At 69.4% G+C, this 25,101-nt stretch carries 19 protein-coding genes and 6 tRNA genes; 14 read left to right on the top strand and 11 right to left on the bottom strand.

The window, feature by feature from the left end; translation table 11 throughout:
- Positions 1-234: 234 nt before the first annotated feature.
- From ACGTNG_RS13675 to hemA, 5 genes are all read right to left on the bottom strand, one after another.
- Positions 235-984, bottom strand: coding sequence for a HesA/MoeB/ThiF family protein (locus ACGTNG_RS13675; RefSeq protein WP_394797079.1), 750 nt, complete (start codon positions 982-984; stop codon positions 235-237).
- 8 nt (positions 985-992) lie between these two features.
- Positions 993-1,493: an Lrp/AsnC ligand binding domain-containing protein gene (locus tag ACGTNG_RS13680; RefSeq protein WP_089845959.1), complete on the bottom strand. Its 501-nt coding sequence runs from the start codon at positions 1,491-1,493 to the stop codon at positions 993-995.
- Between the two features lie 150 nt (positions 1,494-1,643).
- Positions 1,644-2,513, bottom strand: a complete 870-nt coding sequence (gene prmC / locus ACGTNG_RS13685; RefSeq protein WP_394797080.1) for a peptide chain release factor N(5)-glutamine methyltransferase — start codon at positions 2,511-2,513, stop codon at positions 1,644-1,646.
- A complete protein-coding gene (prfA, locus tag ACGTNG_RS13690; RefSeq protein WP_394797081.1) occupies positions 2,510-3,604 on the bottom strand; it encodes a peptide chain release factor 1 in 1,095 nt (364 codons plus the stop codon). Before prfA ends, prmC begins: the two co-directional genes overlap by 4 nt.
- Before the next feature lie 9 nt (positions 3,605-3,613).
- Positions 3,614-4,882, bottom strand: a complete 1,269-nt coding sequence (gene hemA / locus ACGTNG_RS13695; protein ID WP_394797082.1) for a glutamyl-tRNA reductase — start codon at positions 4,880-4,882, stop codon at positions 3,614-3,616.
- Positions 4,883-5,084: 202 nt separating this feature from the next.
- Between hemA and ACGTNG_RS13700 the strand changes: the two genes are divergently transcribed.
- The 9 genes from ACGTNG_RS13700 (at position 5,085) to ACGTNG_RS13740 (ending at position 12,485) form a co-directional block, all read left to right on the top strand.
- Entirely contained in the window at positions 5,085-6,866 is a 1,782-nt protein-coding gene (locus ACGTNG_RS13700) for a tetratricopeptide repeat protein (protein WP_394797083.1), read from the top strand.
- A 96-nt stretch (positions 6,867-6,962) separates the two neighbouring features.
- Positions 6,963-7,574, top strand: coding sequence for a lipoprotein insertase outer membrane protein LolB (lolB, locus tag ACGTNG_RS13705; RefSeq protein ID WP_394797084.1), 612 nt, complete (start codon positions 6,963-6,965; stop codon positions 7,572-7,574).
- A 4-nt stretch (positions 7,575-7,578) separates the two neighbouring features.
- Positions 7,579-8,484 (top strand): 4-(cytidine 5'-diphospho)-2-C-methyl-D-erythritol kinase, encoded by a 906-nt coding sequence (gene ispE, locus ACGTNG_RS13710; RefSeq protein WP_394797085.1) that lies wholly within the window; start codon positions 7,579-7,581, stop codon positions 8,482-8,484.
- 56 nt (positions 8,485-8,540) lie between these two features.
- Positions 8,541-8,615, top strand: a tRNA-Gln gene (locus tag ACGTNG_RS13715).
- Between the two features lie 62 nt (positions 8,616-8,677).
- Entirely contained in the window at positions 8,678-9,619 is a 942-nt protein-coding gene (locus tag ACGTNG_RS13720; protein WP_175535006.1) for a ribose-phosphate pyrophosphokinase, read from the top strand.
- Between the two features lie 139 nt (positions 9,620-9,758).
- Positions 9,759-10,415, top strand: a complete 657-nt coding sequence (locus ACGTNG_RS13725; protein ID WP_394797086.1) for a 50S ribosomal protein L25/general stress protein Ctc — start codon at positions 9,759-9,761, stop codon at positions 10,413-10,415.
- A gap of 114 nt (positions 10,416-10,529) precedes the next feature.
- The gene (gene pth / locus ACGTNG_RS13730; RefSeq protein ID WP_394797087.1) at positions 10,530-11,114 is read left to right on the top strand and encodes an aminoacyl-tRNA hydrolase; all 585 of its coding nucleotides are present in this window, start codon (positions 10,530-10,532) and stop codon (positions 11,112-11,114) included.
- Between the two features lie 116 nt (positions 11,115-11,230).
- Positions 11,231-12,322 carry a redox-regulated ATPase YchF gene (ychF, locus tag ACGTNG_RS13735; RefSeq protein WP_394797088.1) on the top strand — a complete coding sequence of 364 codons (1,092 nt, stop codon included), beginning with the start codon at positions 11,231-11,233 and terminating at the stop codon, positions 12,320-12,322.
- Between the two features lie 86 nt (positions 12,323-12,408).
- Positions 12,409-12,485: transfer RNA gene (locus ACGTNG_RS13740), tRNA-Met, on the top strand.
- A gap of 124 nt (positions 12,486-12,609) precedes the next feature.
- On the opposite strand, the gene ACGTNG_RS13745 is transcribed toward ACGTNG_RS13740, so the two are convergent.
- Positions 12,610-13,908, bottom strand: coding sequence for a M18 family aminopeptidase (locus ACGTNG_RS13745; RefSeq protein WP_394797089.1), 1,299 nt, complete (start codon positions 13,906-13,908; stop codon positions 12,610-12,612).
- Between the two features lie 143 nt (positions 13,909-14,051).
- Between ACGTNG_RS13745 and ACGTNG_RS13750 the strand changes: the two genes are divergently transcribed.
- Positions 14,052-16,124 carry a carboxy terminal-processing peptidase gene (locus ACGTNG_RS13750; protein ID WP_394797090.1) on the top strand — a complete coding sequence of 691 codons (2,073 nt, stop codon included), beginning with the start codon at positions 14,052-14,054 and terminating at the stop codon, positions 16,122-16,124.
- 344 nt (positions 16,125-16,468) lie between these two features.
- Here the strand turns inward: ACGTNG_RS13750 and ACGTNG_RS13755 are convergent.
- From ACGTNG_RS13755 to ACGTNG_RS13775, 5 genes are all read right to left on the bottom strand, one after another.
- Positions 16,469-16,544: transfer RNA gene (locus tag ACGTNG_RS13755), tRNA-Asn, on the bottom strand.
- A gap of 47 nt (positions 16,545-16,591) precedes the next feature.
- Positions 16,592-16,667: transfer RNA gene (locus ACGTNG_RS13760), tRNA-Asn, on the bottom strand.
- Positions 16,668-16,725: 58 nt separating this feature from the next.
- A tRNA-Asn gene (locus tag ACGTNG_RS13765) sits at positions 16,726-16,801 on the bottom strand.
- A gap of 143 nt (positions 16,802-16,944) precedes the next feature.
- A tRNA-Met gene (locus ACGTNG_RS13770) sits at positions 16,945-17,021 on the bottom strand.
- An 84-nt stretch (positions 17,022-17,105) separates the two neighbouring features.
- Positions 17,106-18,065 carry a choline ABC transporter substrate-binding protein gene (locus ACGTNG_RS13775; protein ID WP_394797204.1) on the bottom strand — a complete coding sequence of 320 codons (960 nt, stop codon included), beginning with the start codon at positions 18,063-18,065 and terminating at the stop codon, positions 17,106-17,108.
- Positions 18,066-18,260: 195 nt separating this feature from the next.
- On the opposite strand from ACGTNG_RS13775, the gene betI reads away from it, so the two are divergent.
- The 4 genes from betI to ACGTNG_RS13795 all read left to right on the top strand — a co-directional run bounded on the left by betI (position 18,261) and on the right by ACGTNG_RS13795 (position 25,045).
- A complete protein-coding gene (betI, locus tag ACGTNG_RS13780) occupies positions 18,261-18,866 on the top strand; it encodes a transcriptional regulator BetI (protein ID WP_394797091.1) in 606 nt (201 codons plus the stop codon).
- Positions 18,867-18,878: 12 nt separating this feature from the next.
- Positions 18,879-20,348 carry a betaine-aldehyde dehydrogenase gene (betB, locus tag ACGTNG_RS13785; RefSeq protein WP_394797092.1) on the top strand — a complete coding sequence of 490 codons (1,470 nt, stop codon included), beginning with the start codon at positions 18,879-18,881 and terminating at the stop codon, positions 20,346-20,348.
- A 276-nt stretch (positions 20,349-20,624) separates the two neighbouring features.
- Positions 20,625-22,316, top strand: a complete 1,692-nt coding sequence (betA, locus tag ACGTNG_RS13790) for a choline dehydrogenase (RefSeq protein ID WP_394797093.1) — start codon at positions 20,625-20,627, stop codon at positions 22,314-22,316.
- 281 nt (positions 22,317-22,597) lie between these two features.
- Positions 22,598-25,045: an acyl-CoA dehydrogenase gene (locus tag ACGTNG_RS13795; protein WP_394797094.1), complete on the top strand. Its 2,448-nt coding sequence runs from the start codon at positions 22,598-22,600 to the stop codon at positions 25,043-25,045.
- The last annotated feature ends 56 nt before the right edge of the window (positions 25,046-25,101 follow it).

The raw sequence follows: 25,101 nt of genomic DNA on the forward strand, positions 1-25,101 counted from the left end.
CGAACGCCGGGTGACGCCTGAATCGTCAAGTAATCACCATCATGCTGCCGAACCCTCGGCTCGCCGGGGTCGAGGCCGCGCCGCGGGCGACACCCGCACAGGGGTGTCGCTACGGGCATCACCCCGGGCCGGGACAGGGCGATGGCCGAGGAAGGGCCGAGACTCGTCAGGGCCGGCAGAAAAAAGGCGGGAGTGACGAGCGGCATCGATCACGGATACCGCAGCGGGCGTCGGTCAGGTCGCGTGGCAGACCGGGCAGGCAGGGTCCCGCGGCACCCCGAAGTGTCGCCACTGGCCGGTGAGGCCGTCGAAGGTGGAGAGGCCGCGATGGGGGGTACCGGCGCCGCTGACGAGCTTGATCGCCTCCAGCGCCTGGAAGCTGCCGATCAGCCCCACCAGCGGCGCGATCACGCCGTTCTCGGCGCAGCGCAGCTCCTCGTCGCCCTCCTCCCCCGGCGGGTAGAGGCAGGCATAGCAGGGGGCGTCCGGGTCGCGCGGGTCGAAGACCGCGAGCTGACCGGAGAAGCGGATCGCCGCCCCCGACACCAGCGGCACGCCGGCCGCCCGGCAGGCGGCGTTGATGGCGTAGCGGCTGGAGAAGCGGTCGGTGCAGTCGAGCACCACGTCCGCCTCGGCGGCCGCCCGAGCCAGGGCTTCGCCATCGAGATGGTCGTCGATCGCCTGGACCACGCAGCCGGGATTCAGCGCGAGCGCCGCCTCGCGGGCCGACTCGGCCTTGTTGCGACCGATGTCCGCGGTGGCATGGGCGATCTGGCGCTGCAGGTTGGAGAGCTCCACCGCATCGGCGTCGGCCAGGGTCAGCCGACCCAGCCCCGCGGCCGCCAGGTAGAGGGCCACCGGCGAGCCCAGCCCGCCGGCACCGATCACCAGGGCATGACCGGCCAGCAGGCGCTCCTGGCCGTCGATATCGACCTGTTCGAGCATGATCTGCCGGCTGTAGCGCAGCAGGGACTGATCATCCATGGCGGGGCTCACTTTTCCTCGAACTCCTCGATGTCGGGCACATGGAGGCTGAAGCTCTCCTTGACCTCCTCCATCACCACGTAGCTCTTGGACTCCTTCACCCCGGGCAGCGTCAGCACCACGTCGCCGAGCAGCTGGCGGTAGGCGGACATCTCCGGAATCCGGCACTTGAGGATGTAGTCGAACTGCCCCGAGACCAGGTGGCACTCCTGGATCTGCGGCAGCTTGGCCACGGCGCGGCGAAACTCGTCGAACACCGCCGGCGACTGGGTCTCCAGGCTGATCTCGACGAACACCAGCAGGTTGGCCTTGAGCGCCCGCGGATCGAGCAGCGCCTTGTAGCCGCGGATGATGCCGGCACGCTCGAGGCGCTTGACGCGCTCCAGGCAGGGCGTGGTCGAGAGCCCGACCTGGGAGGCCAGGTCGACGTAGGAGATGCGGGCGTTGTCCTGCAGGCAGCGCAGGATCTTGAGGTCGATGCGGTCGAGCGAGCGGGTCTTGGCTTTCATTGTCGTTGGCATGCCAGTCTGGATGGGGCTTTCACGCCGTCGCGACAGTACGATCACCTGTAAAACACCCCAACTCGGGGGCCTCGGTGGGCTTCACGCATGCAAAGGCGACGAGACGTGGCGTTTTTTTCTGCTGAAACATGTACCACATCACGGCCGTTTGCCTCCAGTCCCATCGTCAACTCGACGCCCCTGGCTGACCCGCGGATGCCCCCCCAGGTCGACGCGACTCGCGACCTCGACGTAGCCCGCGGCCTCGAGCACCCCGCGCACCGCCTCGGCCTGCTCGAAGCCGTGCTCGAGCATCAGCCAGCCGCCGGGGCGCAGGTAGCGACCGGCCTCGCGCACCAGGTGGCGCAGGTCGGCAAGGCCCTCGTCGGCCGCCACCAGGGCGCTGTGCGGCTCGAAGCGCACGTCGCCCCGGGCCAGGTGCGGGTCGTCCGCGGCGATGTAGGGCGGGTTGGAGACGATCAGGTCGAAGCACTCGGCGTCGGGCGCCAGGGCGGCGAACCAGTCGCTCTCGCCAAAGGCGACGTTGGCAAGGGCCAGCCGCTCGGCGTTGTGACGCGCCAGCGCCACGGCCTCGGGGCGGATGTCGACCCCGAGCACCGACCAGCCGGGCCGTTCGCTGGCGAAGGCCAGGGCGATGGCGCCGGTGCCGGTGCCGAGATCCAGGAGGCGGCCCTCGGGGCGTGTGGCCCGGGCCAGGGCCGCCTCCACCAGGCATTCGGTGTCCGGCCGGGGGATCAGCGTATGCGGCGAGGTGGCGAGCGAGAGCCCCCAAAACTCCCGCTCGCCGGTCAGGTAGGCGATCGGCTGGCCCTGGGCACGGGCCGCCACCAGCGCCTCGAAGCGCGCGCGCTCGACGCTCGGCGCCTCGCGATCGCCCCAGGTATAGAGCCAGGTGCGATCCACCCCCAGCGCGTGGCAGAGCAGCACCTCGGCATCCAGCCGCGCGCTCGGCGACCCGGCGGCGGCGAGCCGGACGGCGGCCCGCGCCAGCAGGTGATCGAGGATCATCCGGCGTCCTGCTGCAGGGCCGCCAGCTGCTCGGCCTGGTACTCGTGAATCAGCGGCTCGACCACGTCGTCGAGCTGCTCGCCGCTGACCACCTCGTTAAGCTTGTAGAGCGTCAGGTTGATGCGGTGATCGGTGACCCGCCCCTGAGGGAAGTTATAGGTGCGGATACGCTCGCTGCGATCGCCTGAGCCGACCAGGGAGCGGCGCGCATCGGCCTGCTGCTGGCGCTGGCTGGCCACGGCCGACTGCTTCAACCGGGCGGCCAGCAGCGACATCGCCTTGGCCCGGTTCTTGTGCTGGCTGCGCTCCTCCTGGCACTCCACCACCACGCCGCTGGGCAGGTGGGTGATGCGAATGGCGGAGTCGGTGGTGTTGACGTGCTGGCCGCCGGCGCCGCTGGAGCGGAAGGTATCGACCCTGAGGTCGCTCGGGTCGATGTCGATGTCGCCGACCTCGTCGGCCTCCGGCATCACCGCCACGGTGCAGGCCGAGGTGTGGATGCGGCCCTGGGACTCGGTGGCCGGCACGCGCTGCACCCGGTGGGCGCCGGACTCGAACTTGAGGCGCGCATAGACGCCCTCGCCCTTGACCCGGGAGATGATCTCCTTGTAGCCGCCCTGCTCGCCGTGGCTGGCGCTGACCACCTCGACCTTCCAGCCGTGCTGCTCGGCGTAGCGGGAGTACATGCGGAAGAGATCGCCGGCGAACAGCGCCGCCTCGTCGCCGCCGGTGCCGGCGCGGATCTCGAGGAAGACGTTGCGACGATCGTCGGGGTCCTTGGGCACCAGCAGCTGCTTGAGCCGCACCTCGAGGGCCTCGAGCCGCTCACGACCCTCGTCACGCTCGAGCTCGGCCAGCTCGCGCATCTCGGCGTCGGCGTCGCCGAGCAGCTGCTCGGCGGAGGCGATGTCGGCCTCCACGCCCAGGTACTCGCCCCAGGCCTCGACCAGGGGTTCGAGCTCGGCGTATTCCCGCGAGTAGTCGCGAAAGCGGGACTGGTCGCTGATCACCTCGGGCTCGGCCAGCAGGGCGGCAAGCTCCTCGAAGCGCTCGATGAAGGCATCGAGGCGCTGGCGCAGGGTGGCTTTCATCGGCGCATCCTATCGGGAGTGGTCGGTGGATTCATCCAGCAGCAGGGTCGTGGCGGCCTGGAGCAGGTCGTGCTGCTCCGAGGAGGCCGCGTCGCGCATCGCCACGGTGGGGCGGTGCAGCAGGCGGTTGGTGAGCTGGTGGGCCAGCCGGCGGATCACCGCCTCGGGGTCCTCGCCGCGGGCCAGGCGCGCCAGCGCCTGCTGCTCGGAGAGCTCGCGCAGGGCCTCGCCGCGGGCACGCACGTCGCGGATCAGCTCGCCGCCGCTGCGGATGCGCCGCTCGTGCTGCCAGTTGCCCACGCCGTGCTCGATCAGCGATTCGGCCTGATCCGCCGCCACCTGGCGATGACGGCGATTCTCCTCGATGACCTCCTGCAGGTCATCGACGGTATAGAGGAAGACGTCGGCGAGCTCCCCCACCTCGGGCTCGATGTCCCGGGGCACGGCGATGTCGACCATGAAGACAGGGCGGTGGCGACGCTGCTTGAGCGCCCGCTCGACCATGCCCTTGCCGAGGATCGGCAGCGGCGCGGCGGTGGAGGAGATCACGATGTCGGCCTCGACCAGGGCATCGGGGATCGCATCGAGGGTGATCGCCTGGCCGCCCAGCGGCCCGGAGACCACCTCGGCGCGCTCGCGGGTGCGGTTGGCCACGGTGAGCTGGCGCACGCCGGCCTCATGGAGGTGGCGCGCCACCAGCTCGATGGTCTCGCCGGCGCCGATCAGCAGCGCCCGGGAGCGGCTGAAGTCGCCGAAGATGCGGCTGGCCAGGTTCACGGCCGCATAGGCCACCGACACCGGGTTGCGGCCGATGCCGGTCTCGGTGCGCACCTGCTTGGCCACGGCGAAGGTGTTCTGGAACAGGCACTCGAGCTCGCCGCCCAGGCTGCGCGCCCGGCGAGCCGACTGGTAGGCGTCCTTGAGCTGACCCAGGATCTGCGGTTCGCCGAGCACCATGGAGTCCAGCCCCACGGCCACGCGCATCAGGTGACGCGCCGCCTCGTTCTCACGATAGTGATAGGCGCAGCGGGTAAGGTCCTCCACCTTCAGGTCGTGGAAGCGTCCCAGCCAGTCGAGGATCTCGCCTTCGCCGCCGGCACCGGTGGCGCAATAGAGCTCGGTGCGGTTGCAGGTGGAGAGCACCGCCGCCTCGCTGACCTGCGGCAGGGCGCGCAGTTCGGCCAGCGCCGACTCCAGCTGAGTGGGCGAGAAGGCGACCTGCTCGCGCACCTCGATGCTGGCGGTCCGGTGGTTGATTCCCAGGGCAAGAAGCGTCATGCGTTCGGCATCTTCGCGAGTCGTGGTTCCGGCAAGGGCGACATGGTGATATCCGGCGGCGCGGACCGCCCATCCTCGAAGCGCCGCATTCTAGCACAGGCCTGCCGCCGGAGGCGCCCCGACATGCCGTGACGGGGATCACGCTTTGCCCGGGCGGGTCGAGCCGTTATGCTGGCGGCTCGGCCTCCAGCACGAGACGCGCATGCCTCGCGGAACACTCCTCCGACTCTCTCGCCACGCGCCCCTGGCCCCCCTGACGCTGGCACTGCTGCTCGCCGGCTGCCAGGGGCTGCCGGGGGCCTCGTCGGCCGCCGAACCCATGCGCGACCCGCTGACCGGGGCGCCCCCGGTCACCCGCGGCCTGGACGCCAAAGGGCTCGCCGGCCTGCTGGAGGCGGAGCTGGCCGGCCAGCGCAGCGACTACACCCGCGCCGCCCGGGGCTTTCTCGAGGCCGCCGAGCGGTACGACTCCGTCGACCTCGCCGAGCGCGCCACCCTGGCCGCCCGCTTCAGCGAGGATCCCGCGCTGCTCGAGGAGGCGGCGCAGCGCTGGCAGGGCCTGGCGCCGGGCAGCGACGCCCCCTCGCGGCTGCTGGCGAGCCTCGCCCTGCAGCGCGGCGACTGGGCCGCCGCCCTGGGGCACCGCCTCGATGTGATCGAGCAGGGCACCGACGAGCCGAGCGCGAGCAATGCGCTGCTCGGGCTCGTCGAGGGCGCCCTCGACGCCGGGGCCGATCCGGCCCCGCTGCTCGATCGCCTGCGCACCCACCTGGCGCGCTCCTCGGCGCCGGCCGCGAAACGCGTCGATGCCGAGCTCGCCACCGCCCTGCTGGAGGCCGCCGCGGGACAGCCGGCGGCGGCCGATCGCCGCCTGACGCGGCTCGCCCGCGAGGCCCCCGAACGGCCCGAGCTGTGGAGCCTGCGGGCGCGGCTCGCGCTCGAGGCCGACGCCTACGCTGCGGCGCGCCAGCACGCCCGTCGCGGCCTTGCGGTGTCCCCCGGCGATCCTCGGCTGATGCTGCTGCTGGCCCGGGCCGAGCTCGCGCTGGGCAGCGTCGCGGCCGCCGAGGACGCCATCGAGGCGCTGCTCGCCGACCACGGCGACGACCCCTCGCTGCGCCTGGGCCTCGCCCGGCTGTTTCTCGAGCGCGAGCACCTGGCGCCGGCGCGCCGCCTGCTGCTGCCGCTGGTCGGCGACGACGAGGCCCCGCCGATGGCCTTGCTGCTGCTCGGCGCCATCGCCGAGGAGCGCGGCGAGATCGGCAACGCCCTCCTCTATTACCGCCAGGTGCCGGAGGGCGAGCAGTTCCTGCCGGCGCGGGTAAGCGCGGCCACAATGCTGATGGAGGCCGACCGACGCCTCGACGCGCGAAGCTTCCTGCGCCTGGAGCGCCTGCGTCACGAGGCCTACCAGAGCGACCTGGCCGCCGTCGAGGTCGAGCTGCTCGACGAGGCGGGTCTCGAGGACCAGGCCGACGCCCTGCTCGACAGCGAACTCGCGCAGCGTCCCGACGACGAGCGGCTGCGCTACCAGCGCGCCATGCGCGCCTTCGCCGACGGCGACCTGGCGGCCATGGAGGCCGACCTGCGCCATATCATCGAACACGACCCGGAGAACGCCACCGCCCTCAATGCCCTGGGCTATACCCTCGCCGATGCCGATATCGAGGGTCGCCTGGACGAGGCGCGTACGCTGATCGAGCGTGCCTACGAACTCGCGCCGGACAACCCGGCGATCCTCGACAGCCTGGGCTGGGTGCACTATCGCCTGGGGGATCCCGCCCGCGCCCTGCCCTGGCTCAGGCGCGCCTGGTCGGCGATGCAGGACCAGGAGATCGCCGCCCACCTGATCGAGGTGCTCTGGGCGCTGGGCGAGAAGGCCCAGGCCCGCGCCCTGCTCGAGGAGGCCCGGGCGCGCTTCGAGACGCGCCCGCTGATCGATGACCTGCTGCGGCGACGGCCCGAACTGGACGCCACCCCCTGACGAACGACGCCTTCCATGGCGGAGTACCGACCACCGGTCCAGCGCTCTGCCACGCGGCTTCCCCCTTCCACGTCATTTCCCATCACGGAACGCCCCATGACGCACCTCACGCGACTGCTGGTCCCCCTGCTGATCCTCGCCCTGCTGGCCGGCTGTGCCGGCCGCCCCACGCCGCCCGAAGGCGAGCGGGCCGCCGGACAGTGGGCGGCGCAGCGAGAGCGCCTCAAAGAGCTCGACACCTGGCTGCTGGCCGGCAAGGTCGGCCTGCGCACCCCGGAGGACTCCACCAGCGCCAACCTGGACTGGAGCCAGCATCCCCACTACTACCGCCTGCTGATCAGCGGCCCCTTCGGCAGCGGCCGCAGCACCCTCGAAGGTCGCCAGGGGCGCTTCTCGCTGACCACCGCCGAGGGGCGCTTCGAGGCCGAGACGCCGGAGGCGCTGATGACCCAGCAGCTGGGCTGGTCGCTGCCGGTCAGCGCGCTCTCGGACTGGGTGCGCGGCCTGCCCTCCCCGCGGAGCGCCCATCGGCTGGAGCGTGACGCCCTGGGCTTCCCCCAGCGACTCGAGCAGGACGGCTGGGAGATCGCCTACCGCGACTGGACACGCACCGATGGCCTCTGGCTGCCCCGGCGGATGGTGATGACCTACGGCACGCTGCGCGCGACCCTGGTGGTCACCGACTGGCGCCCCGCCCTCGATGAGTGACGCCATGCCCCGCACCGCCCCCCTCTCTGCGACCTGCTCTGCGAGCCTTGCCGAGACCCAGACCGAAACCCTGGTGCTGCCCGCGCCGGCCAAGCTCAATCGCCTGCTGCACATCACCGGCCGCCGGCCGGACGGCTACCACGAGCTGCAGACGCTGTTCCAGTTCCTCGACGCCGGCGACACCCTCACCCTGCGCCGCCGCCCGGATGGCGAGCTGCACCTTTCACCGAGCCTCGACGGGGTCGCCTCCGAGGACAACCTGATCCTGCGCGCCGCGCGCCTGCTGCAGGCCGAGACCGGCCGCCGCCTGGGCGCCGACATCCACCTCGACAAGCGCCTGCCCATGGGTGGGGGGCTCGGCGGCGGCAGCTCGGATGCCGCCACCGCCCTGCTCGGCCTCGATGCCCTCTGGGGGCTCGGCCTGGAACTCAGCGAGCTCGCCCGCCTGGGTCTCGCCCTCGGCGCCGACGTCCCGGTGTTCGTGCATGGCCACGCCGCCTGGGCCGAAGGCATCGGCGAACGCCTGACGCCGGTAACCCTCGACACTCCCTGGTTTCTGGTCATCCATCCCGGCGTCACGGTCTCCACGCCGGCCGTGTTCGGGGCGCCCGAATTGACACGCCATACCCCCCCGATTACCATGGCGCGCGCACTGCAGGGGGGAGCGGGGAGCTGGCGCAACGACTGCCAGGACACCGTCCGGAGACACTATCCCGAGGTGGCGCGTGCGCTCGACTGGCTGGCCCACCGGGCACCGGCCATGCTGACCGGCACCGGCGCCTGCGTCTTTGCCCGTCTCGAGAGCGAGTCACAGGCAAATCGTCTCCTGGCCGAGGTTCCCGAGGGCTGGCACGCCTTCACGGCGCGCGGCCTGAACCGCTCACCTCTACATGCTGCGCTGGGTCGATGACCCTCGCCGCCCCCGGGCGTCGAGACATGTCCGACATGCCGGCGCGGAGCTGATCCTGGGGCATAGCCAAGCGGTAAGGCAGCGGTTTTTGGTATCGCCATGCGCAGGTTCGAATCCTGCTGCCCCAGCCATTCCGACCGGATCCCCGTCGACCCCAACCCCTGAAGACCCAACACAGCAAAGGTGGCTGCGCGTGTCAAAATTGATGGTTTTCGCCGGGAATGCCAATCCCGATCTCGCCCGTAAAGTCGCCGAGAGCCTGGATACCCGCCTGGGCAACGCCACGGTCGGCCAGTTCAGCGATGGCGAAGTCGCGGTCGAGATCAACGAGAACGTGCGCGGCAAGGATGTCTTCGTCCTGCAGCCCACCTGTGCACCGACCAACGACAACCTGATGGAACTGATCCTGATGGTGGACGCGCTGCGCCGCGCCTCCGCCACCCGGATCACCGCCGTGGTCCCCTACTTCGGCTACGCCCGTCAGGACCGCCGCGTGCGCTCCGCCCGCGTGCCGATCTCCGCCAAGATCGTCGCCGACATGATGGTCAAGGCCGGCGTCGACCGGGTCATGACCATGGACCTGCACGCCGATCAGATCCAGGGCTTCTTCGACGTGCCGGTGGACAACGTCTACGGCTCGCCGATCCTGCTCGACGACATCGAGCGCCAGAACTACGACGACCTCGTCGTGGTCTCGCCCGACGTCGGCGGCGTGGTCCGCGCGCGGGCCATCGCCAAGCAGCTCAATGCCGACCTGGCGATCATCGACAAGCGCCGCCCCTCGGCCAACCAGGCCCAGGTGATGCACATCATCGGCGAGATCGAGAACCGCACCTGCGTGGTGGTGGACGACATGATCGATACCGCCGGCACCCTGTGCAAGGCCGGCGAGGCCCTCAAGGAGCGCGGCGCGCGTCGCGTGGTGGCCTACGCCACCCACCCGATCCTGTCCGGCCCCGCCGTCGACAACATCTCGGGCTCGGTGCTCGACGAGGTGGTGGTGACCGACACCATCCCGCTCGGCGAGGCCGCGCGTCGCAGCGGCAACATCCGCCAGCTCAGCGTGGCCGGGCTGATCGCCGAGGCGATCCGCCGGGTCAGCAACGAAGAATCCGTCAGCGCCATGTTCCACTGAGGCCGATCCGCCGAGCAGCGCTCGGCGGATCGGCCCGGCGGGACGAGGCGTCGGAGCAGCGCCCTACGGGGCTCCCGGAAACGCCGCGGTCTGGTCGCGGGCCACGGCGCTTTCCTTACCTTCAGAAAGAGGCAATTTCATGTCCGATTACACACTCAATGCCAGCGTTCGCAACGACCTGGGGAAAGGTGCGAGCCGCCGCCTGCGTCGTGCCAACGCCCAGGTGCCGGCCATCATCTATGGTGGTGAGCAGGCGCCGCAGCCGATCGCCGTCGACAAGACCAGCTTCTACAAGGCGCTGGAAGACGAGGCGTTCTTCTCCTCCATCATCAACCTGCAGGTGGACGGCAAGGCCCAGCAGGTCGTGGTGCGTGACCTGCAGCGTCACCCGTTCAAGCCGCTGGTGACCCACGCCGACTTCCTGCGCGTCGACGCCACCCACGAGCTGACCCTGAACGTGCCGCTGCACGTGATCGGTGAAGACGCCTGTGTGGCCATCAAGGACCACGACGGCGAGCTGCACCAGCTGGCCTCCGAGGTCGAGATCAGCTGCCTGCCGAAGGACCTGCCGGAGTACCTGGAAGTCGACATCAGTGCCGTCGAGATGGGCACTACCCTGCACCTGTCCGACCTCAGCGTGCCGGCCGGTGTGACCCTGGTCGCCCTGACCCACGGTGAGGACCACGACAACGCCATCCTGAGCGTCACCAAGGCCAAGGTCCGTGGTAGCGAAGAGGAAGAAGGCGAAGAAGAGACCGGTGGCGAAGAAGCCGCCGGCGAGGGCGACGCCGAGTAATCGGCCTTGCCCGGCGGGCATGTCGGAGCCTCGACATGCCCGCTTCGTCGTCAGGAATCAAGCGCCCCGGCGCTTGATTTTTTTTGCCATCACGCCTCACGCGAGGAGACCGGCATGAGCCAGTTGAAAGCGATCATCGGTCTGGGCAACCCCGGCGCCGACTACGAGGCCACCCGTCACAACGCCGGCGCCTGGCTGGTGCACGCCGTGGCGAGGGCGGCCGGCGGAGAGCTGCGCCCCGAACGCAAGTTCCTGGGCCGCCATGCGCGGGTCCGGCTCGACGGCCGGGAGCTGCACCTGCTCGAGCCCACCACCTTCATGAACCGCAGCGGCGGCGCCGTGGCAGCGCTCTGCCAGTTCTTCAAGATCGCCCCCGATGAGCTGCTGGTCGCCCACGACGAGCTCGACATGCCGCCGGGCACGGCACGCTACAAGACCGGCGGTGGCCACGGCGGTCACAACGGCCTGCGCGACATCATCCGCGCCCTGGGCAACGACAAGGCGTTTCACCGCCTGCGCATCGGCATCGGCCACCCCGGCGAGGCCCGCCAGGTGACGAACTACGTGCTGGGGCGTCCCGGCAAGGCGGAGCGTGGCGCCATCGATGCCGCCATCGACGAGTGCCTGGCCACCCTGCCCCAGGCCATCGACGGCGACTGGGCGAAGGCCATGAACCGACTGCACAGCTTCAAGGGCTGAGCGCCCGGGCGGCGGTGCCGGCACCGACTCACCCCGGGCCGCTTACGGCACGCGGCCCTTTTCGCGTAGAATGCCGGCCATTCTCCATTCCCGAACTCGCTTTCCAGGATGCTCCCATGGGTTTCAACTGCGGTATCGTCGGCCTGCCCAACGTCGGCAAGTCCACCCTCTTCAATGCCCTGACCAAGTCGGGCATCGACGCCGAGAACTTCCCGTTCTGCACCATCGAGCCCAACGTCGGCATCGTGCCGATGCCGGACCCGCGCCTCGACAGGCTGGCCGAGATCGTCAAGCCTCAGAAGGTGCTGCCCACCACCATGGAGTTCGTCGACATCGCGGGCCTGGTGGCCGGCGCCTCCAAGGGTGAGGGCCTGGGCAACAAGTTCCTCGCCAATATCCGCGAGACCGACGCCATCGCCCACGTGGTGCGCTGCTTCGACAACGACAACGTCATCCACGTGGCCAACCAGGTCGATCCCGAGGCGGACATCGAGATCATCAACATGGAGCTGGCGCTGGCCGACCTGGACACCGTCGAGCGCGCCATCCAGCGCCTGGTCCGCGTGGCCAAGGGCGGCGACAAGGAAGCCATCGCCACCAAGGCGATCCTCGAGCGCATCCAGCCCCACCTGGCCGAGGGCCAGCCGCTGAGAAGCTTCGGCCTCGACGACGACGACAATCAGCAGCTCAAGAGCTTCGGCTTCCTGACGCTCAAGCCCACCATGTACATCGCCAACGTCAACGACGACGGCTTCGAGGACAACCCCTACCTCGACAAGGTGCGCGAGATCGCCGCCGCCGAGGACGCCGTGGTGGTGCCGGTGTGCAACCAGATCGAGGCCGAGATCGCCGAGCTCGAGGACGAGGAGCGCGCCATGTTCCTCGACGAGCTGGGCATGGAAGAGCCCGGCCTGGACCGGGTGATCCGCGCCGGCTACGCGCTGCTGGGCCTGCAGACCTACTTCACCGCCGGCGTGAAGGAGGTCCGCGCCTGGACGGTCAAGGTCGGGGCCACCGCCCCGGAGGCGGCCGGCGTGATCCACACCGACTTCCAGAAGGGCTTCATCCGCGCCGAGGTCATCGCCTATGACGACTTCGTCGCCCTGGGCGGCGAGCAGGGCGCCAAGGACGCCGGCAAGTGGCGCCTGGAGGGCAAGGAGTACATCGTCAAGGATGGCGACGTGATCCACTTCCGCTTCAACGTCTGAGCCGCCGGTGCGCCCCGAGGCCGCTCATGGGGCCGCCGGGGCTTGACGGGGGCGAAGCCCAGGCGTAAACTTCGCCCCCGTTGTTCGGCTACGTAGCTCAGCTGGTTAGAGCACATCACTCATAATGATGGGGTCCCCTGTTCGAATCAGGGCGTAGCCACCAGACACCGAAAAGCCCGCCTGGCTCGCCAGGCGGGCTTTTCTCGTTCCGGGGCGGAGGCCTCGGCGACAGCGGCGGCGCCATGGCCGTGGGGCCTCGCGAACGCGGCCCCACGGCGTCAGATCACTCAGGGCAGCTCGGCGCGGTTGACGAAGGCGGTCAGCGCCCGCACCAGGTACTCCACGTCCCGGGCGCCGGCGGTCTCGCGGATCGAGTGCATGGCCCACTGGGGCGCCCCCACGTCCAGCGTCGGCACCCCGAGCTCGGTGGCGGTGATCGGGCCGATGGTGCTGCCGCACCCCATGTCGGCCCGGGTCACGAAGGTCTGCACCGGCACCTCGGCCTCGCGGCACAGGTCACGGAACAGCGCGGCGGTCGCACTGTTGGTGGCGTAGCGCTGGCTGGCATTGACTTTGATCACCGGCCCGCCGTTAAGCGCCGGGCCATGGGCGGCGTCATGCTTGTCCTGGAAGTTGGGGTGCAGGGCATGGGCGTTGTCGCAGGAGATCAGCCGCGAGGCCTGGATCAGGCGGATGAAACCCTCCTCCCCCGCCTCGCCGAGCTGGGCATTGACCCGGCGCAACACGTCGCCGAGGAAGGGCCCCTGGGCGCCGCAGGCACTGGCGCTGCCGACCTCCTCATGATCGTTGGCCACCAGCACCGCCCCCTGGCGGCCATCGCTCTCGAGCAGCGCCTCCAGGCCGGCGAAGCAGGAGAGCAGGTTGTCGAGCCTGGCGCTCGCCACCAGCTCGCCCTCGATGCCGACCCGCGCCGGTGCCTGCATGTCACGAAACGCCAGTTCGAAGTCGAGCACCTCGACCTCGGCCAGGCCGTGCTGCTCCTCGAGCCACTGGGCGAGCAGCCGCTCGAGATCGGGCCGTCCACCGCCCTGCAGCAGCACCGGCGCCATCTCGGTCTGGGCATTCATCGCTCGGCCATTGTTGGCCTCGCGATCCAGGTGGATGGCGAGGCTCGGGATGATCGCCACCGCGCGCTCGACGTCGAGCAGCACGCCCTCGATGCGACCATCGCCATGGCGCACGTGGACCCGTCCGGCGAGCCCCAGGTCGCGGTCGAACCAGGGCGCCAGCAGCGCCCCACCGTAGACCTCGACGCCCAGCTGCAGCCAGCCCGCCGCACACTGGGCGGCATTGGGCTTGAGGCGCAGGCCGGGGCTGTCGGTATGGGCGCCGATCAGGCGCAGGGCCGCGAGCCTCTCGCGGGGCAGCTGCAGGGCGATGATCGAGGAGTCGTTGCGGGTCACGTAGACGCGTTCGCCGGGCGTGAGCCGCCAGGTGGCGGTCTCGTCGAGGCGCCGGTAGCCGGCAGCCTCGAGACGCGCGGCCATGTTGGCCGTGGCATGCCAGGGCGTGGGGGATCGATGCAGGAAGTCGAGCAGACGCTCGAGGCGGGCATCCTCGGACATGGAATTCCTCTATCGCGGGGCGTTTCGGGGGTCTTGACGACACGACCAAGCTGCTACAATGGCACGTCTGTCCATGCAACTCGACGGCCGGGTCGGGGTCTGGATGAAGAGGAAGTGTACACGAATCGGGGAGTGCTTCATCGATGAGCCTGTTAGTCACCCTTGGGCGTGCCGCGGCGCTGGGCCTGCTGCTGGCCACGCCGCCGGCCCTGGCCAGCCTTGAGCCGAGCGATGATCAGCGCCAGGCGGCCACCGAAGTGGCCGAGTCGCTGCGCTACGGCCACTACGCCGACGTGAGCCTCGACGATGCCTGGTCGCGGCGGGCCTTCGAGCGCCTGCTGGACATCCTCGATGGCCAGCGCGCCTACCTGCTCGACCGCGACGTGGCCGCCTTCAGCGACCTGCGAAACGGCATGGACGAGGCGCTGCTCGACGCCGAGTTGACCCGCCCCTTCGCCCTCTACCAGCGCTACCACGAGCGCGCCGAGGCGCGCCTCGAATGGCTGCTGGCGCGGCTCGACGAGGGCCTCGACTTCCGCTTCGACAGCGACCAGCGCCTGGAGCTGGAGCGTGAGGACAGCCCCTGGGCCGCCAGCGAGGCGGCCCTGGACGAGCTGTGGATGAAGCGCCTCAACAACGCCGCCCTCAGCCTCACGATCAGCGACCAGGATCCCGAGCAGGTGGAAAGCACCCTGCGCCAGCGCTACGAGGGGCAGCTCTCGCGCCTGCGCCAGACCAACGCGGCCGACGTCTTCGGGCTCTTCATGGCCGCGGTGACCGGCAGCGTCGATCCGCACAGCGAATACCTGTCGCCGCGCCAGGGCGAGTCCTTCGACATCCAGATGCGCCTCTCGCTGGAGGGCATCGGCGCCCTGCTGCAGGCCGACGGCGAGTTCGTCAAGGTCTCGAGCCTGGTGGCCGGCGGCCCGGCCGAGCGCGACGGCGCCCTCCAGCCCGCCGACCGCATCATCGGCGTGGGTCAGGAGGACGGCGAGATCGTCAACGTGGTGGGCATGCGCCTCGACGACGTGGTCGACCTGATCCGCGGCCCCAAGGGCTCGGTGGTGCGCCTCGACGTGGTGCCCGCCCAGGCCGTCGACATGACCCGCTCCACGGTGATCGACATCACCCGCGACACCGTGGACCTCGAGGATCAGGCCGCCCAGGGCGAGGTGATCGAGATCGAGCGCGAGGACGGCACGCACCGTCTCGGCGTGATCGAGATCCCGACCTTCTACGTGGATTTCGATGCCTGGCAGGCCGGCGAGGAAGACTTCCGCAGCACCACCCGCGACGTGGCCCGCGAGGTCGAGCGCCTCCAGGCCGAGGGCGTCGAGGGCATCGTGCTCGACCTGCGCAACAACGGCGGCGGCGCCCTGCAGGAGGCCAATTCGCTGATCGGCCTCTTCATCGATCGCGGCCCCACCGTGCAGGTCCGCGACGCCCGCGGGCGCATCAGCCTCTACGGCGACACCGAGAGCGGCGCCCTCTACGATGGCCCCCTCGCCGTGCTGGTCAACCGCCTCTCGGCCTCGGCCTCGGAGATCTTCGCCGGCGCCATTCAGGACTATGGCCGCGGCCTGGTGGTCGGCACCGACACCTTCGGCAAGGGCACGGTGCAGACCCTCAACGAGCTCAGCCACGGCGAGATCAAGCTGACCCGCGCCAAGTTCTATCGCATCTCCGGCGAGAGCACCCAGCACCGCGGCGTGGAGCCGGACATCGACTTCCCGAGCCTGATCGACCCCGAGCTGATCGGCGAGAGCAGCCTCGACAACGCCCTGCCCTGGGACACGGTGCGTGAGGTGCAGTACCGCAGCTACGGCGAGCCCCGCCGGTACCTGGACACGCTGCGCGCCCGCCACCTCGAACGCGCCGAACAGCAGCCGAACTTCCACTACCTCGAGCGGCGCTCCGAGCTCGCTCGCCAGCTACGCGCACAGCACACCAGCGTCAGCCTCAACCGCGAACAGCGACAGCGTGAGGTCGAGGCGCAGGAAGCGGAGCAGCTGGCTCTGGAGAACGAGCGGCGCCGAGCCCTGGGCCTGGAACCCCTGGAGGACTGGACCGACGCCCGCGACGGGGACGAGGACGAGACCGCGAGCGATGATACCGAGGACGAACCGATCGACCGCGCTCAAATCCTCGAAACCGCCCAGATCCTGCTGGACTACCGTCAGCTGGAGGACGGCTGGCACTACGCGGAACTTAACTGAGCGCTCAACTGTAGCGCGGCCTCACCCGCTCGCCATGACGACGACGCCGGCCCCTGGGGCCGGCGTCTTGCCATCAAAGGCATACCGCCGTCACCGCGCGGCGCTCACGAGCGCGATACGCTACGGCGCGACGACAACCTGGAGGAGCACGGGTACGGCGAAGGCAGCCATCGGCACGGCCCGGGCGCAAGAACAGAGCGGGCAAGCACAGAGAGGGCAACAACACGAGTGATCACGGCACGACAGGACGCGAACCACGGGCGAAACGGTGGCGACGAGAAAGAACAGAGCGATGAGAGAGAAGAGAAACGCCTAGGAAGGCGCGCAGCATCGCCAGACGAGACTGGCTCCCCGAACAGGACTCGAACCTGTGACCCAATGATTAACAGTCATTTGCTCTACCAACTGAGCTATCGGGGAACGATGCAGGGTGTTGCGAAGGGATGCGGCAGGCAGCTAGGAGCGGTTGGCTCCCCGAACAGGACTCGAACCTGTGACCCAATGATTAACAGTCATTTGCTCTACCAACTGAGCTATCGGGGAATGACCGCATGCCGCATGGTGTTCGTCGCGACGCGTACCGAGACACGCTGAGCGAAGTTGGCTCCCCGAGCAGGACTCGAACCTGCGACCCAATGATTAACAGTCATTTGCTCTACCAACTGAGCTATCGGGGAATGACCTCGAACACGGGGCGTAGTATACGGATCGGGCTCGCAAGGTCAAGTCGTGAATGGCATATCGGTGCCCGCCGAGCCGGACGAACGCCCAACGAAAAACGCCCGACGGGCCTGAGCCTGACGGGCGTTTCTGCATGTTCTGGTGGCTACGCCCTGATTCGAACAGGGGACCCCATCATTATGAGTGATGTGCTCTAACCAGCTGAGCTACGTAGCCTTATCAACAGGTTGCCCGACCTGGGTCGGGCAACGGGGATGAATTATGCACGCGGGCTCGCGCCATGGCAAGCCCGCGAGGCACTCAGCTCTCGATATCGAGCGCGTCCTTCACCGCCGGCAGCCCCGGCTCGCCCTCGCGGGTCGTGACACCCTCGAGCCAGGTCTCGAGCACCGCGGGGTTGGCCTGCAGATAGGCACGGGCCGCATCGCGGGGATCCTCACCCTGATCCATGATCTCACCCATCAGCTGGTTCTCCATGGTGAGGGTGAACTCGAGGTTCTCGAGCAACGCGCCGACGTTGCCGCACTCCTCGACGTAGCCGCCCCGGGTGTTGGTATACACCGTGGCCCCGCCCAGGTTCGGCCCGAAGTAGTCGTCGGCGCCCGAGAGGTAGGCCATGTCATAGTTGGTGTTCATGGGGTGCGGCTCCCAGCCGAGGAACACCATCCAGGTCTCGTCGGGGGTGCGTGCGCTCAGCTCGGCCAGCATGCCGGCCTCGCTGGAGTCGACCAGCGACCAGTCACCAAGGCCATAGGCGTCGTCGTCGATCATGTCCTGGATCAGCTGGTTGCCGTCGTTGCCGGCCTCGATGCCGTGGATATTGCTGTCGAACTTCTCGGCATGCGCGGCGAGATCGGTCACCGAGGTGACGCCGGCATCGTGCACGTACTGCGGCACCGCCAGGGTGTACTTGGCGCCCTCGAGATTGGCGCCCAGGCGATCGACGCTGCCATCCTCGACATAAGGATCGCTGATCGAGGCCATGGAGGGCATCCAGTTGCCCAGGAAGACGTCGAAGTCGTCGTTCTTCATGCCGGAATAGGCGATCGGCACCGAGACGGTATCGATGCGGGTCTCGTAGCCCAGCGCCTCGAGCACCTCGGTGGTCAGGGCGGTAGTGGCGGTGATGTCGGTCCAGCCGACCTCGGCGAAGCGCACCGACTCGCAGCTCTCGGGTTCGGCGGCCTGCAGCGGGGAGACGGCGAACCCGAGGGCGGCGGCGCCGACACCGAGGGCGGTACGGCGATTCAGGAGGGTCATGTTCATGGGAGCGTTCCTCTTGTTGGACATCCAGTATAGCCACGGCAGCATCGCCATCGACTGACGGGAAAGCGTACCAGACCTTTATTGATTGAACGTTCAATAAAGAAATGGCAAGCTACATGGTAACCACGCCTGATGCGTTGGGTGCAAGAACGACTTGCAAGATCAATTCACGGGAGAGGAGCCACAACGGTGCCCAAGGTCGGAATGGAACCCATCCGCCGCCAGCAGCTGATCAAGGCGACCATGGCGGCCATCGACGAGGTCGGCCTGGCCGACGCGACGGTGATGCGCATCGCCCGCCACGCGGGGGTCTCCGCCGGCATCATCAGCCACTACTTCGGCGGCAAGGACGGCCTGCTGGAGGCCACCATGCGCCAGATCCTGAGCGATCTCGGCGCGGCGGTCGCCGCCCGGCGCAACGCCCTGCAGACCTCGAGCCCGCGGGCCCACCTCGGCGCCATCATCGATGGCAACTTCGATGGCAGCCAGGTCACCGGGCCGGTGGCCAAGACCTGGCTGGCCTTCTGGGCCAGCAGCATGCACCGACCGACGCTGGCGCGCCTTCAGCACGTCAACGACCGGCGCCTCTACGCCAATCTGTGTCACCAGTTCCGCCGGCTGATGTCCCGACCCGAGGCGCGCGCCTGCGCCCGCGCCCTGGCCGCCCTGATCGACGGCCTGTGGCTGCGCGGCGCGCTGACGCCGGAGGGGCTGAACACCAGCGAGGCGCGTCGCCTCGCCCACGACTACCTCGACCGGCTGCTCGACACCCACGACCCCCTCTCCCCTACCTGAACGGAGGCCAGCATGGCATCTTCCGCCCCCCAGACTCTCTACATCGACGGCCGCCACGTGGCCGCCACCTCGGGCGAGACCTTCCCCGTGGTCAATCCCTTCGACGGCTCGCTGCTCGCCGAGGTGCCCCAGGCCGCCGAGGCCGACGTGGATGCCGCCGTCGACGCGGCGCGCCAGGGCCAGCGGGCCTGGGGCGCGATGAGCGGCATGGAGCGTGGCCGCATCCTCCAGCGTGCCGTCGTGCTCTTGAGAGCGCGCAATGACGAGATCGCCGAGCTCGAGACCCGCAACACCGGCAAGCCGATCAGCGAGACCGCGGCGGTGGACGTGGTCACCGGCGCCGACGTGCTCGAGTACTACGCCGGACTGGCCCCGGCCCTCGAGGGCGCCCAGATCCCGCTGCGCGAGGACTCCTTCGTCTACACCCGCCGCGAGCCGCTGGGCGTGATCGGCGCCATCGGCGCCTGGAACTACCCGATCCAGATCGCCTGCTGGAAGAGCGCCCCGGCGCTGGCCGCCGGCAACGCCGTGGTCTTCAAGCCCAGCGAGGTCACCCCGCTGACCACCATGATCCTGGCCGAGGTCTTCAGCGAGGCGGGTCTGCCCGACGGCGTCTTCAACGTCGTCCAGGGCGATGCCCGGGTCGGCGAGATGCTCACCGGCCACCGCGGCATCGACAAGATCTCGTTCACCGGCGAGGCGGGCACCGGCCGCAAGGTGATGGCGGCGGCCGGCGGCTCGACGCTCAAGGACGTGACCATGGAGCTCGGCGGCAAGTCGCCGCTGATCGTCTTCGCCGATGCCGACCTGGACCGCGCCGCCGACGCCGCGATGATGGCCAACTTCTACTCCAGCGGGCAGATCTGCACCAACGGCACCCGGGTCTTCGTCGATCGTAGCGTCAAGTCGGCCTTCGAGGCGAAGCTCAAGGAGCGGGTCGCACGCATCCGCGCCGGCGACCCGCTGGACCCGAACGTCAACTTCGGCCCGCTGGTGAGCTTCGAGCACCAGGCGAAGGTGCTCGCCTACATCGCGCTGGGCCAGCAGGAAGGCGCCCGCGTGCTGGCCGGCGGCGAGGCCTGGGATCAGGGCGATTATGCGCGCGGCGCCTGGGCCGCCCCGACCATCTTCACCGACTGCACCGATGAGATGCGCATCGTGCGCGAGGAGATCTTCGGCCCGGTGATGTCCGTGCTCGCCTTCGACGACGAGGAGGAGGTGATCCGCCGCGCCAACGACACCGAATACGGCCTGGCCGCCGGCGTCTTCACCGAGGGGCTCAACCGCGCCCACCGCGTGATCCGGCGCCTGGAAGCCGGCATCTGCTGGATCAATACCTGGGGCGAGTCCCCGGCCGAGATGCCGGTGGGCGGCTACAAGCAGTCCGGCGTGGGTCGCGAGAACGGCATCGAGACCCTGGCCCACTACACCCAGACCAAGTCGGTGCAGGTCGAGATGGGGCCCTTCGAATCGGTGTTCTGAGGCCACGTCGTGACCCCGGGAGCGAGGCGCTTCGCCGGGGACCGCTCTTCGAGGAGGCGCTGTGAACCCCTCCATGGGCGCTACCGACGCCATCCCTGGCGTCGGACCTCCTCTTCGAGCGATCCCCGGCGCGCCTCTCGCCCGGCACCGGAGACGTCCCCTCCGGCACCCTTAATCGCGCATAAACGGAACGCGAGGGTACTTGGCGTTTCCGACCGGCAAACGTCCCCTGCGCCGCTTGCAACGCGCCCCTTTTGACTGTTTCAGGGAGGCCCCATGTCCCCGTCCCGTGAATTCGATTACGTCATCATCGGCGCCGGCTCCGCCGGCAACGTCCTGGCCACCCGCCTGACCGAGGATCCGGACGTCAGCGTGCTGCTGCTCGAGGCCGGCGGTCCCGATCATCGCTTCGACTTCCGCACACAGATGCCGGCGGCCCTGGCCTATCCGCTGCAGGGCAAGCGCTACAACTGGGCCTTCGAGACCGACCCGGAGCCCCACATGGATGGCCGGCGCATGGAGTGCGGCCGCGGCAAGGGGCTGGGCGGCTCCTCGCTGATCAACGGCATGTGCTACATCCGTGGCAACGCCCTGGACTACGACGGCTGGGCCAAGCAGCCGGGCCTCGAGGACTGGACCTACGCCGACTGCCTGCCCTACTTCAGGAAGGCCGAGACCCGCGACATCGGGCCCAACGATTATCACGGCGGTGACGGCCCGGTCAGCGTGACCACCCCGAAGGAAGGCAACAACCCGCTCTATCACGCCTTCATCGAGGCGGGCCAGCAGGCCGGCTACCCGGCCACCGAGGACGTCAACGGCTACCAGCAGGAGGGCTTCGGCCCCATGGACCGCTTCGTCACCCCGAAAGGGCGACGCGCTTCCACCGCCCGAGGCTACCTCGACCAGGCCAAGGGCCGGGCGAACCTGACCATCGAGACGCGCGCCATCACCGACGTCATCACCTTCGAGGGCACGCGCGCCACCGGCGTGCGCTACGCCCGCCACGGCAAGCCCCAGGCGGTCAGCGCACGTCGTGAGGTGCTGCTGTGCGCCGGCGCCATCGCCTCGCCGCAGATCCTGCAGCGCTCCGGCGTGGGCCCCAAGGATGTGCTCGACGAATTCGGCATCGAGGCGGTCAAGGTCAACGACAACGTCGGCGCGCACCTGCAGGACCACCTGGAGATGTACATCCAGTACGAGTGCACCCAGCCGATCTCGCTCTACCCGGCGCTCAAGTGGTACAACCAGCCGAAGATCGGCGCAGAGTGGATGCTGCTCGGCACCGGCGTTGGCGCCAGCAACCAATTCGAGGCGGCGGGCTTCATCCGCTCGAGCGACGAGGAGGCGTGGCCCAACCTGCAGTACCACTTCCTGCCCATTGCCATCAGCTACAACGGCAAGAGCGCGGTGCAGGCCCACGGCTTCCAGGCCCACGTGGGCTCCATGCGCTCGGAGAGTCGCGGCCGCGTGCGCCTGACCTCCCGCGATCCCGAGGCCGCGCCCTCGATCCTCTTCAACTACATGTCCACCGAGAAGGACTGGCAGGAGTTCCGCGACGCCATCCGCCTGACCCGAGAGATCATCGCCCAGCCGGCCTTCGACGCCTACCGCGGCCGGGAGGTCTCCCCGGGGCCGGACGTCCAGACCGACGCCGAGCTCGACGCCTTCGTCAAGGCACACGCCGAGACCGCCTACCACCCCTGTGGCAGCTGCCGCATGGGCGAGGGGGACGACGCGGTGGTCGACGGCGTCGGCCGGGTCCACGGCCTGGAGGGCCTGCGGGTGGTCGACGCGTCGCTGTTCCCGGTGATTCCCACCGGCAACCTCAACGCGCCGACGATCATGCTCGCCGAGAAGATGGCCGACAAGATCCGCGGCCGCGCGCCGCTGCCGAGAAGCGACGCGCCCTACTACGTGGCGGGCGACGCCCCCGCCCAGCGGGAACCGCAGCGCCGCCTGGCCTGATCGGCCCGCCAGGCACCATCGTGCCGCCCCGCCCCTGTGCGGGGCGGCTTGCGTTGGCCTGTGAGAAACCGGGGCTCGTCGTCGACAAGCCTCGAGGAGACGCATGAATACCTCCCTGTAGCTACCGACGCCGTCCCTGGCGTAGGAGCTCCTCTACGGCTTGCCCCCGGAGCCCCTGACCGGATTATCCCAGCATTGGCCGAAAGGGGATTGGCCGCCGGGCTCGGGATGCGCTAGGCTGAGGGCATTCAAACAAGTGTTCGAATCCGTCGGAGCCCACCATGCTGACCCTGATCCTGCTCGTGCTGGCCGTCATCGGCCTGCTCATCGTGATGCGCCGGGAGGCCGGCGCCCTGCCCGCCCTGGCCGTGACCGCGGGGCTCGGCCTCGTCGGCCTGGTGGCCGGCGCGTCGATCCTCGGCGCGCTGCTGCTGATCGCGGCCGCGGGCATCGCCGCCTGCGGCCTGCCCGCCCTGCGCACCCGCTGGCTGACGCCGCGGCTGTTCGCGCTGTTCAAGAAGGTCGCCCCCCGGGTCTCGGACACCGAGCGCACCGCGCTCGAGGCCGGCAGCGTGGCCTGGGACGGCGAGCTCTTCACCGGACGCCCCGACTGGCAGATGCTGCTCGACTATCGCGACGAGGGGCTCTCGGACGAGGAGCGCGCCTTCCTCGATCACCAGTGCGGCGTGGCCGCCGGCATGTGCAACGCCTGGGAGATCGCCCGGGAGCGCGCCGACCTGCCCCAGGAGCTCTGGGACTACCTCAAGCAGGAAGGCTTCTTCGGCATGATCATCCCCAAGGCCTACGGCGGCCTGGGCTTCTCGGCCAAGGCCCAGTCCCTGGTGCTGCAGAAGCTCTCGATCAGCGAGACGCTGATGGTCACCGTGGGCGTGCCCAACTCCCTGGGGCCGGGTGAGCTGCTGCTCAAGTACGGCACCGAGCAGCAGAAGGATCACTATCTGCCGCGCCTGGCCGACGGCCGCGAGATCCCCTGCTTCGGCCTGACCGGCCCGCGGGCCGGCAGCGATGCCACGGCCATTCCCGACACCGGAGTGGTCTGCAAGCAGATGGTCGACGGCAAGGAGGTCCTCGGCCTCAGGCTGAACTTCGAGAAACGCTGGATCACCCTGGCCCCCATCGCCAGCGTCGTGGGCCTGGCCTTCCGGCTCTTCGACCCGGAGCAGCTCCTCGGCGAGGAGCAGGACCGCGGCATCACCCTGGCGCTGATTCCCCGAGAGACCGACGGCATGGAGATCGGCCGTCGCCACCACCCCATCGGCAGCCCCTTCCTGAACGGCCCGATCAAGGGCCACAATGTCTTCGTGCCGCTCTCTACCATCATCGGCGGGCCGGAGATGATCGGCCAGGGCTGGCGGATGCTGGTCGAGTGCCTCTCCATCGGGCGCTGCATCACCCTGCCCTCCGGCGCCACCGGCACCGCCCGCTACGCCCTGGGCTGGAGCGGCGGCTTCGCGCGGATTCGCCGTCAGTTCAACGTGCCGGTGGCCGAGATGGAGGGCGTCCAGGAGCCCCTGGCGCGCATGGCCGCGCTGGCCTATGTCTCTCGCGCCGCGGTCTACCAGACCGCCAACACCATCGACCACGGCGAGAAGCCGGCGGTGCCCTCGGCGATCCTCAAGAGCCAGCTCACCGAGTTCCAGCGGGTGATCCTCGGCGACGCCATGGACATCCACGGCGGCAAGGCGGTGACCCTGGGGCCGCGCAACTACCTCGGCATCGGCTACAGCGCCAACCCGGTGGCGATCACCGTCGAAGGCGCCAACATCATGACCCGCAACCTGATGATCTTCGGCCAGGGCGCCATCCGCTGCCATCCCTTCGTGCTCGAGGAGCTGGCCGCCAAGGATGCCGATGACGTGGCGGCCTTCGACCAGGCCTTCTTCGGCCATGCCGGGCTGATCTTCGGCAACGCCGCCCGCGCCCTCACCCAGGGCCTGGGGCTCGGCCAGCCGAGCGTGCCCTTCGACGAGATCGCCGCCCCCTATGCCCGGGACATCGCTCGGCTCTCGGCCGGCTTCGGGCTCTGCGCCGATGCCGCCATGGCGAGCCTCGGCTCCCAGCTCAAGCAGCGCGAGATGCTCTCGGCGCGCCTCGGCGACGTGCTCTCCAATCTCTACCTCGCCTCGATGACCCTCAAGCAGTGGCACGAGGGCCACAAGGTCGAAGGCGAGGCGGCCCTGCTGCACTACGGCTGCCGGTTCCTGCTGGGGCGTGCCGAGCAGGCCCTGGACGAGCTCTTCGACAACCTGCCGAGCCACGCCCTGGGCCGCGCACTGCGCGTCATCGTGATGCCCACGGGCCGGCGCTGGAAGCGCCCCGAGGACACCCTGACCCGTGAGATCGCGCAGGCCGTCTCCCGGGACTCCGTGCTGCGCCGCTACCTGCTCGATGCCACCTGGCAGGAGAACGACGGCAGCCGGGACAACCCGCTGGCCCGCTACAACGCCCTGCTGGCGAGCCAGGAGAGGGCCGAGGCACTCTATCGTAGGGTCAACAAGGCCTACGCCAAGGGCGAGCTGCCGGCCGATGCGCTGCATCCGGAACAGCGGGTCGAGGCCGCCCTGGCACAGGGGCTGATCGGCGAGGAGGACGCCACCTTCATGCAGGAGCGCGAGGCCGCGGTGCTGGAGCTGCTCACCGTGGACGACTTCGCCTACGACGCCTTCGTCACCGACAAGACCAAGGTGCTGCGCCACCAGCCGGCCTGACACGCCCCCTCGCCCACGACGACGCCCCGGCTACCCGCCGGGGCGGCTTTATAATC

The sequence above is a fragment of the Halomonas sp. B23F22_3 genome (genome assembly GCF_043496965.1).
GTDB lineage: Bacteria > Pseudomonadota > Gammaproteobacteria > Pseudomonadales > Halomonadaceae > Halomonas.

Excerpts from the sequence above, each read along its gene's own strand:
- prfA (WP_394797081.1), bottom strand. The coding sequence starts at position 3,604 with ATGAAAGCCACCCTGCGCCAGCGCCTCGATGCCTTCATCGAGCGCTTC.
- lolB (WP_394797084.1), top strand. The coding sequence starts at position 6,963 with ATGACGCACCTCACGCGACTGCTGGTCCCCCTGCTGATCCTCGCCCTG.
- ACGTNG_RS13775 (WP_394797204.1), bottom strand. The coding sequence starts at position 18,065 with ATGACCCTCCTGAATCGCCGTACCGCCCTCGGTGTCGGCGCCGCCGCC.
- prmC (WP_394797080.1), bottom strand. The coding sequence starts at position 2,513 with ATGATCCTCGATCACCTGCTGGCGCGGGCCGCCGTCCGGCTCGCCGCC.
- hemA (WP_394797082.1), bottom strand. The coding sequence starts at position 4,882 with ATGACGCTTCTTGCCCTGGGAATCAACCACCGGACCGCCAGCATCGAG.
- ychF (WP_394797088.1), top strand. The coding sequence starts at position 11,231 with ATGGGTTTCAACTGCGGTATCGTCGGCCTGCCCAACGTCGGCAAGTCC.
- ACGTNG_RS13700 (WP_394797083.1), top strand. The coding sequence starts at position 5,085 with ATGCCTCGCGGAACACTCCTCCGACTCTCTCGCCACGCGCCCCTGGCC.
- ACGTNG_RS13750 (WP_394797090.1), top strand. The coding sequence starts at position 14,052 with ATGAGCCTGTTAGTCACCCTTGGGCGTGCCGCGGCGCTGGGCCTGCTG.
- betB (WP_394797092.1), top strand. The coding sequence starts at position 18,879 with ATGGCATCTTCCGCCCCCCAGACTCTCTACATCGACGGCCGCCACGTG.
- ACGTNG_RS13795 (WP_394797094.1), top strand. The coding sequence starts at position 22,598 with ATGCTGACCCTGATCCTGCTCGTGCTGGCCGTCATCGGCCTGCTCATC.
- ACGTNG_RS13675 (WP_394797079.1), bottom strand. The coding sequence starts at position 984 with ATGGATGATCAGTCCCTGCTGCGCTACAGCCGGCAGATCATGCTCGAA.
- ACGTNG_RS13745 (WP_394797089.1), bottom strand. The coding sequence starts at position 13,908 with ATGTCCGAGGATGCCCGCCTCGAGCGTCTGCTCGACTTCCTGCATCGA.
- ACGTNG_RS13680 (WP_089845959.1), bottom strand. The coding sequence starts at position 1,493 with ATGAAAGCCAAGACCCGCTCGCTCGACCGCATCGACCTCAAGATCCTG.
- pth (WP_394797087.1), top strand. The coding sequence starts at position 10,530 with ATGAGCCAGTTGAAAGCGATCATCGGTCTGGGCAACCCCGGCGCCGAC.
- ispE (WP_394797085.1), top strand. The coding sequence starts at position 7,579 with ATGCCCCGCACCGCCCCCCTCTCTGCGACCTGCTCTGCGAGCCTTGCC.
- ACGTNG_RS13725 (WP_394797086.1), top strand. The coding sequence starts at position 9,759 with ATGTCCGATTACACACTCAATGCCAGCGTTCGCAACGACCTGGGGAAA.
- betA (WP_394797093.1), top strand. The coding sequence starts at position 20,625 with ATGTCCCCGTCCCGTGAATTCGATTACGTCATCATCGGCGCCGGCTCC.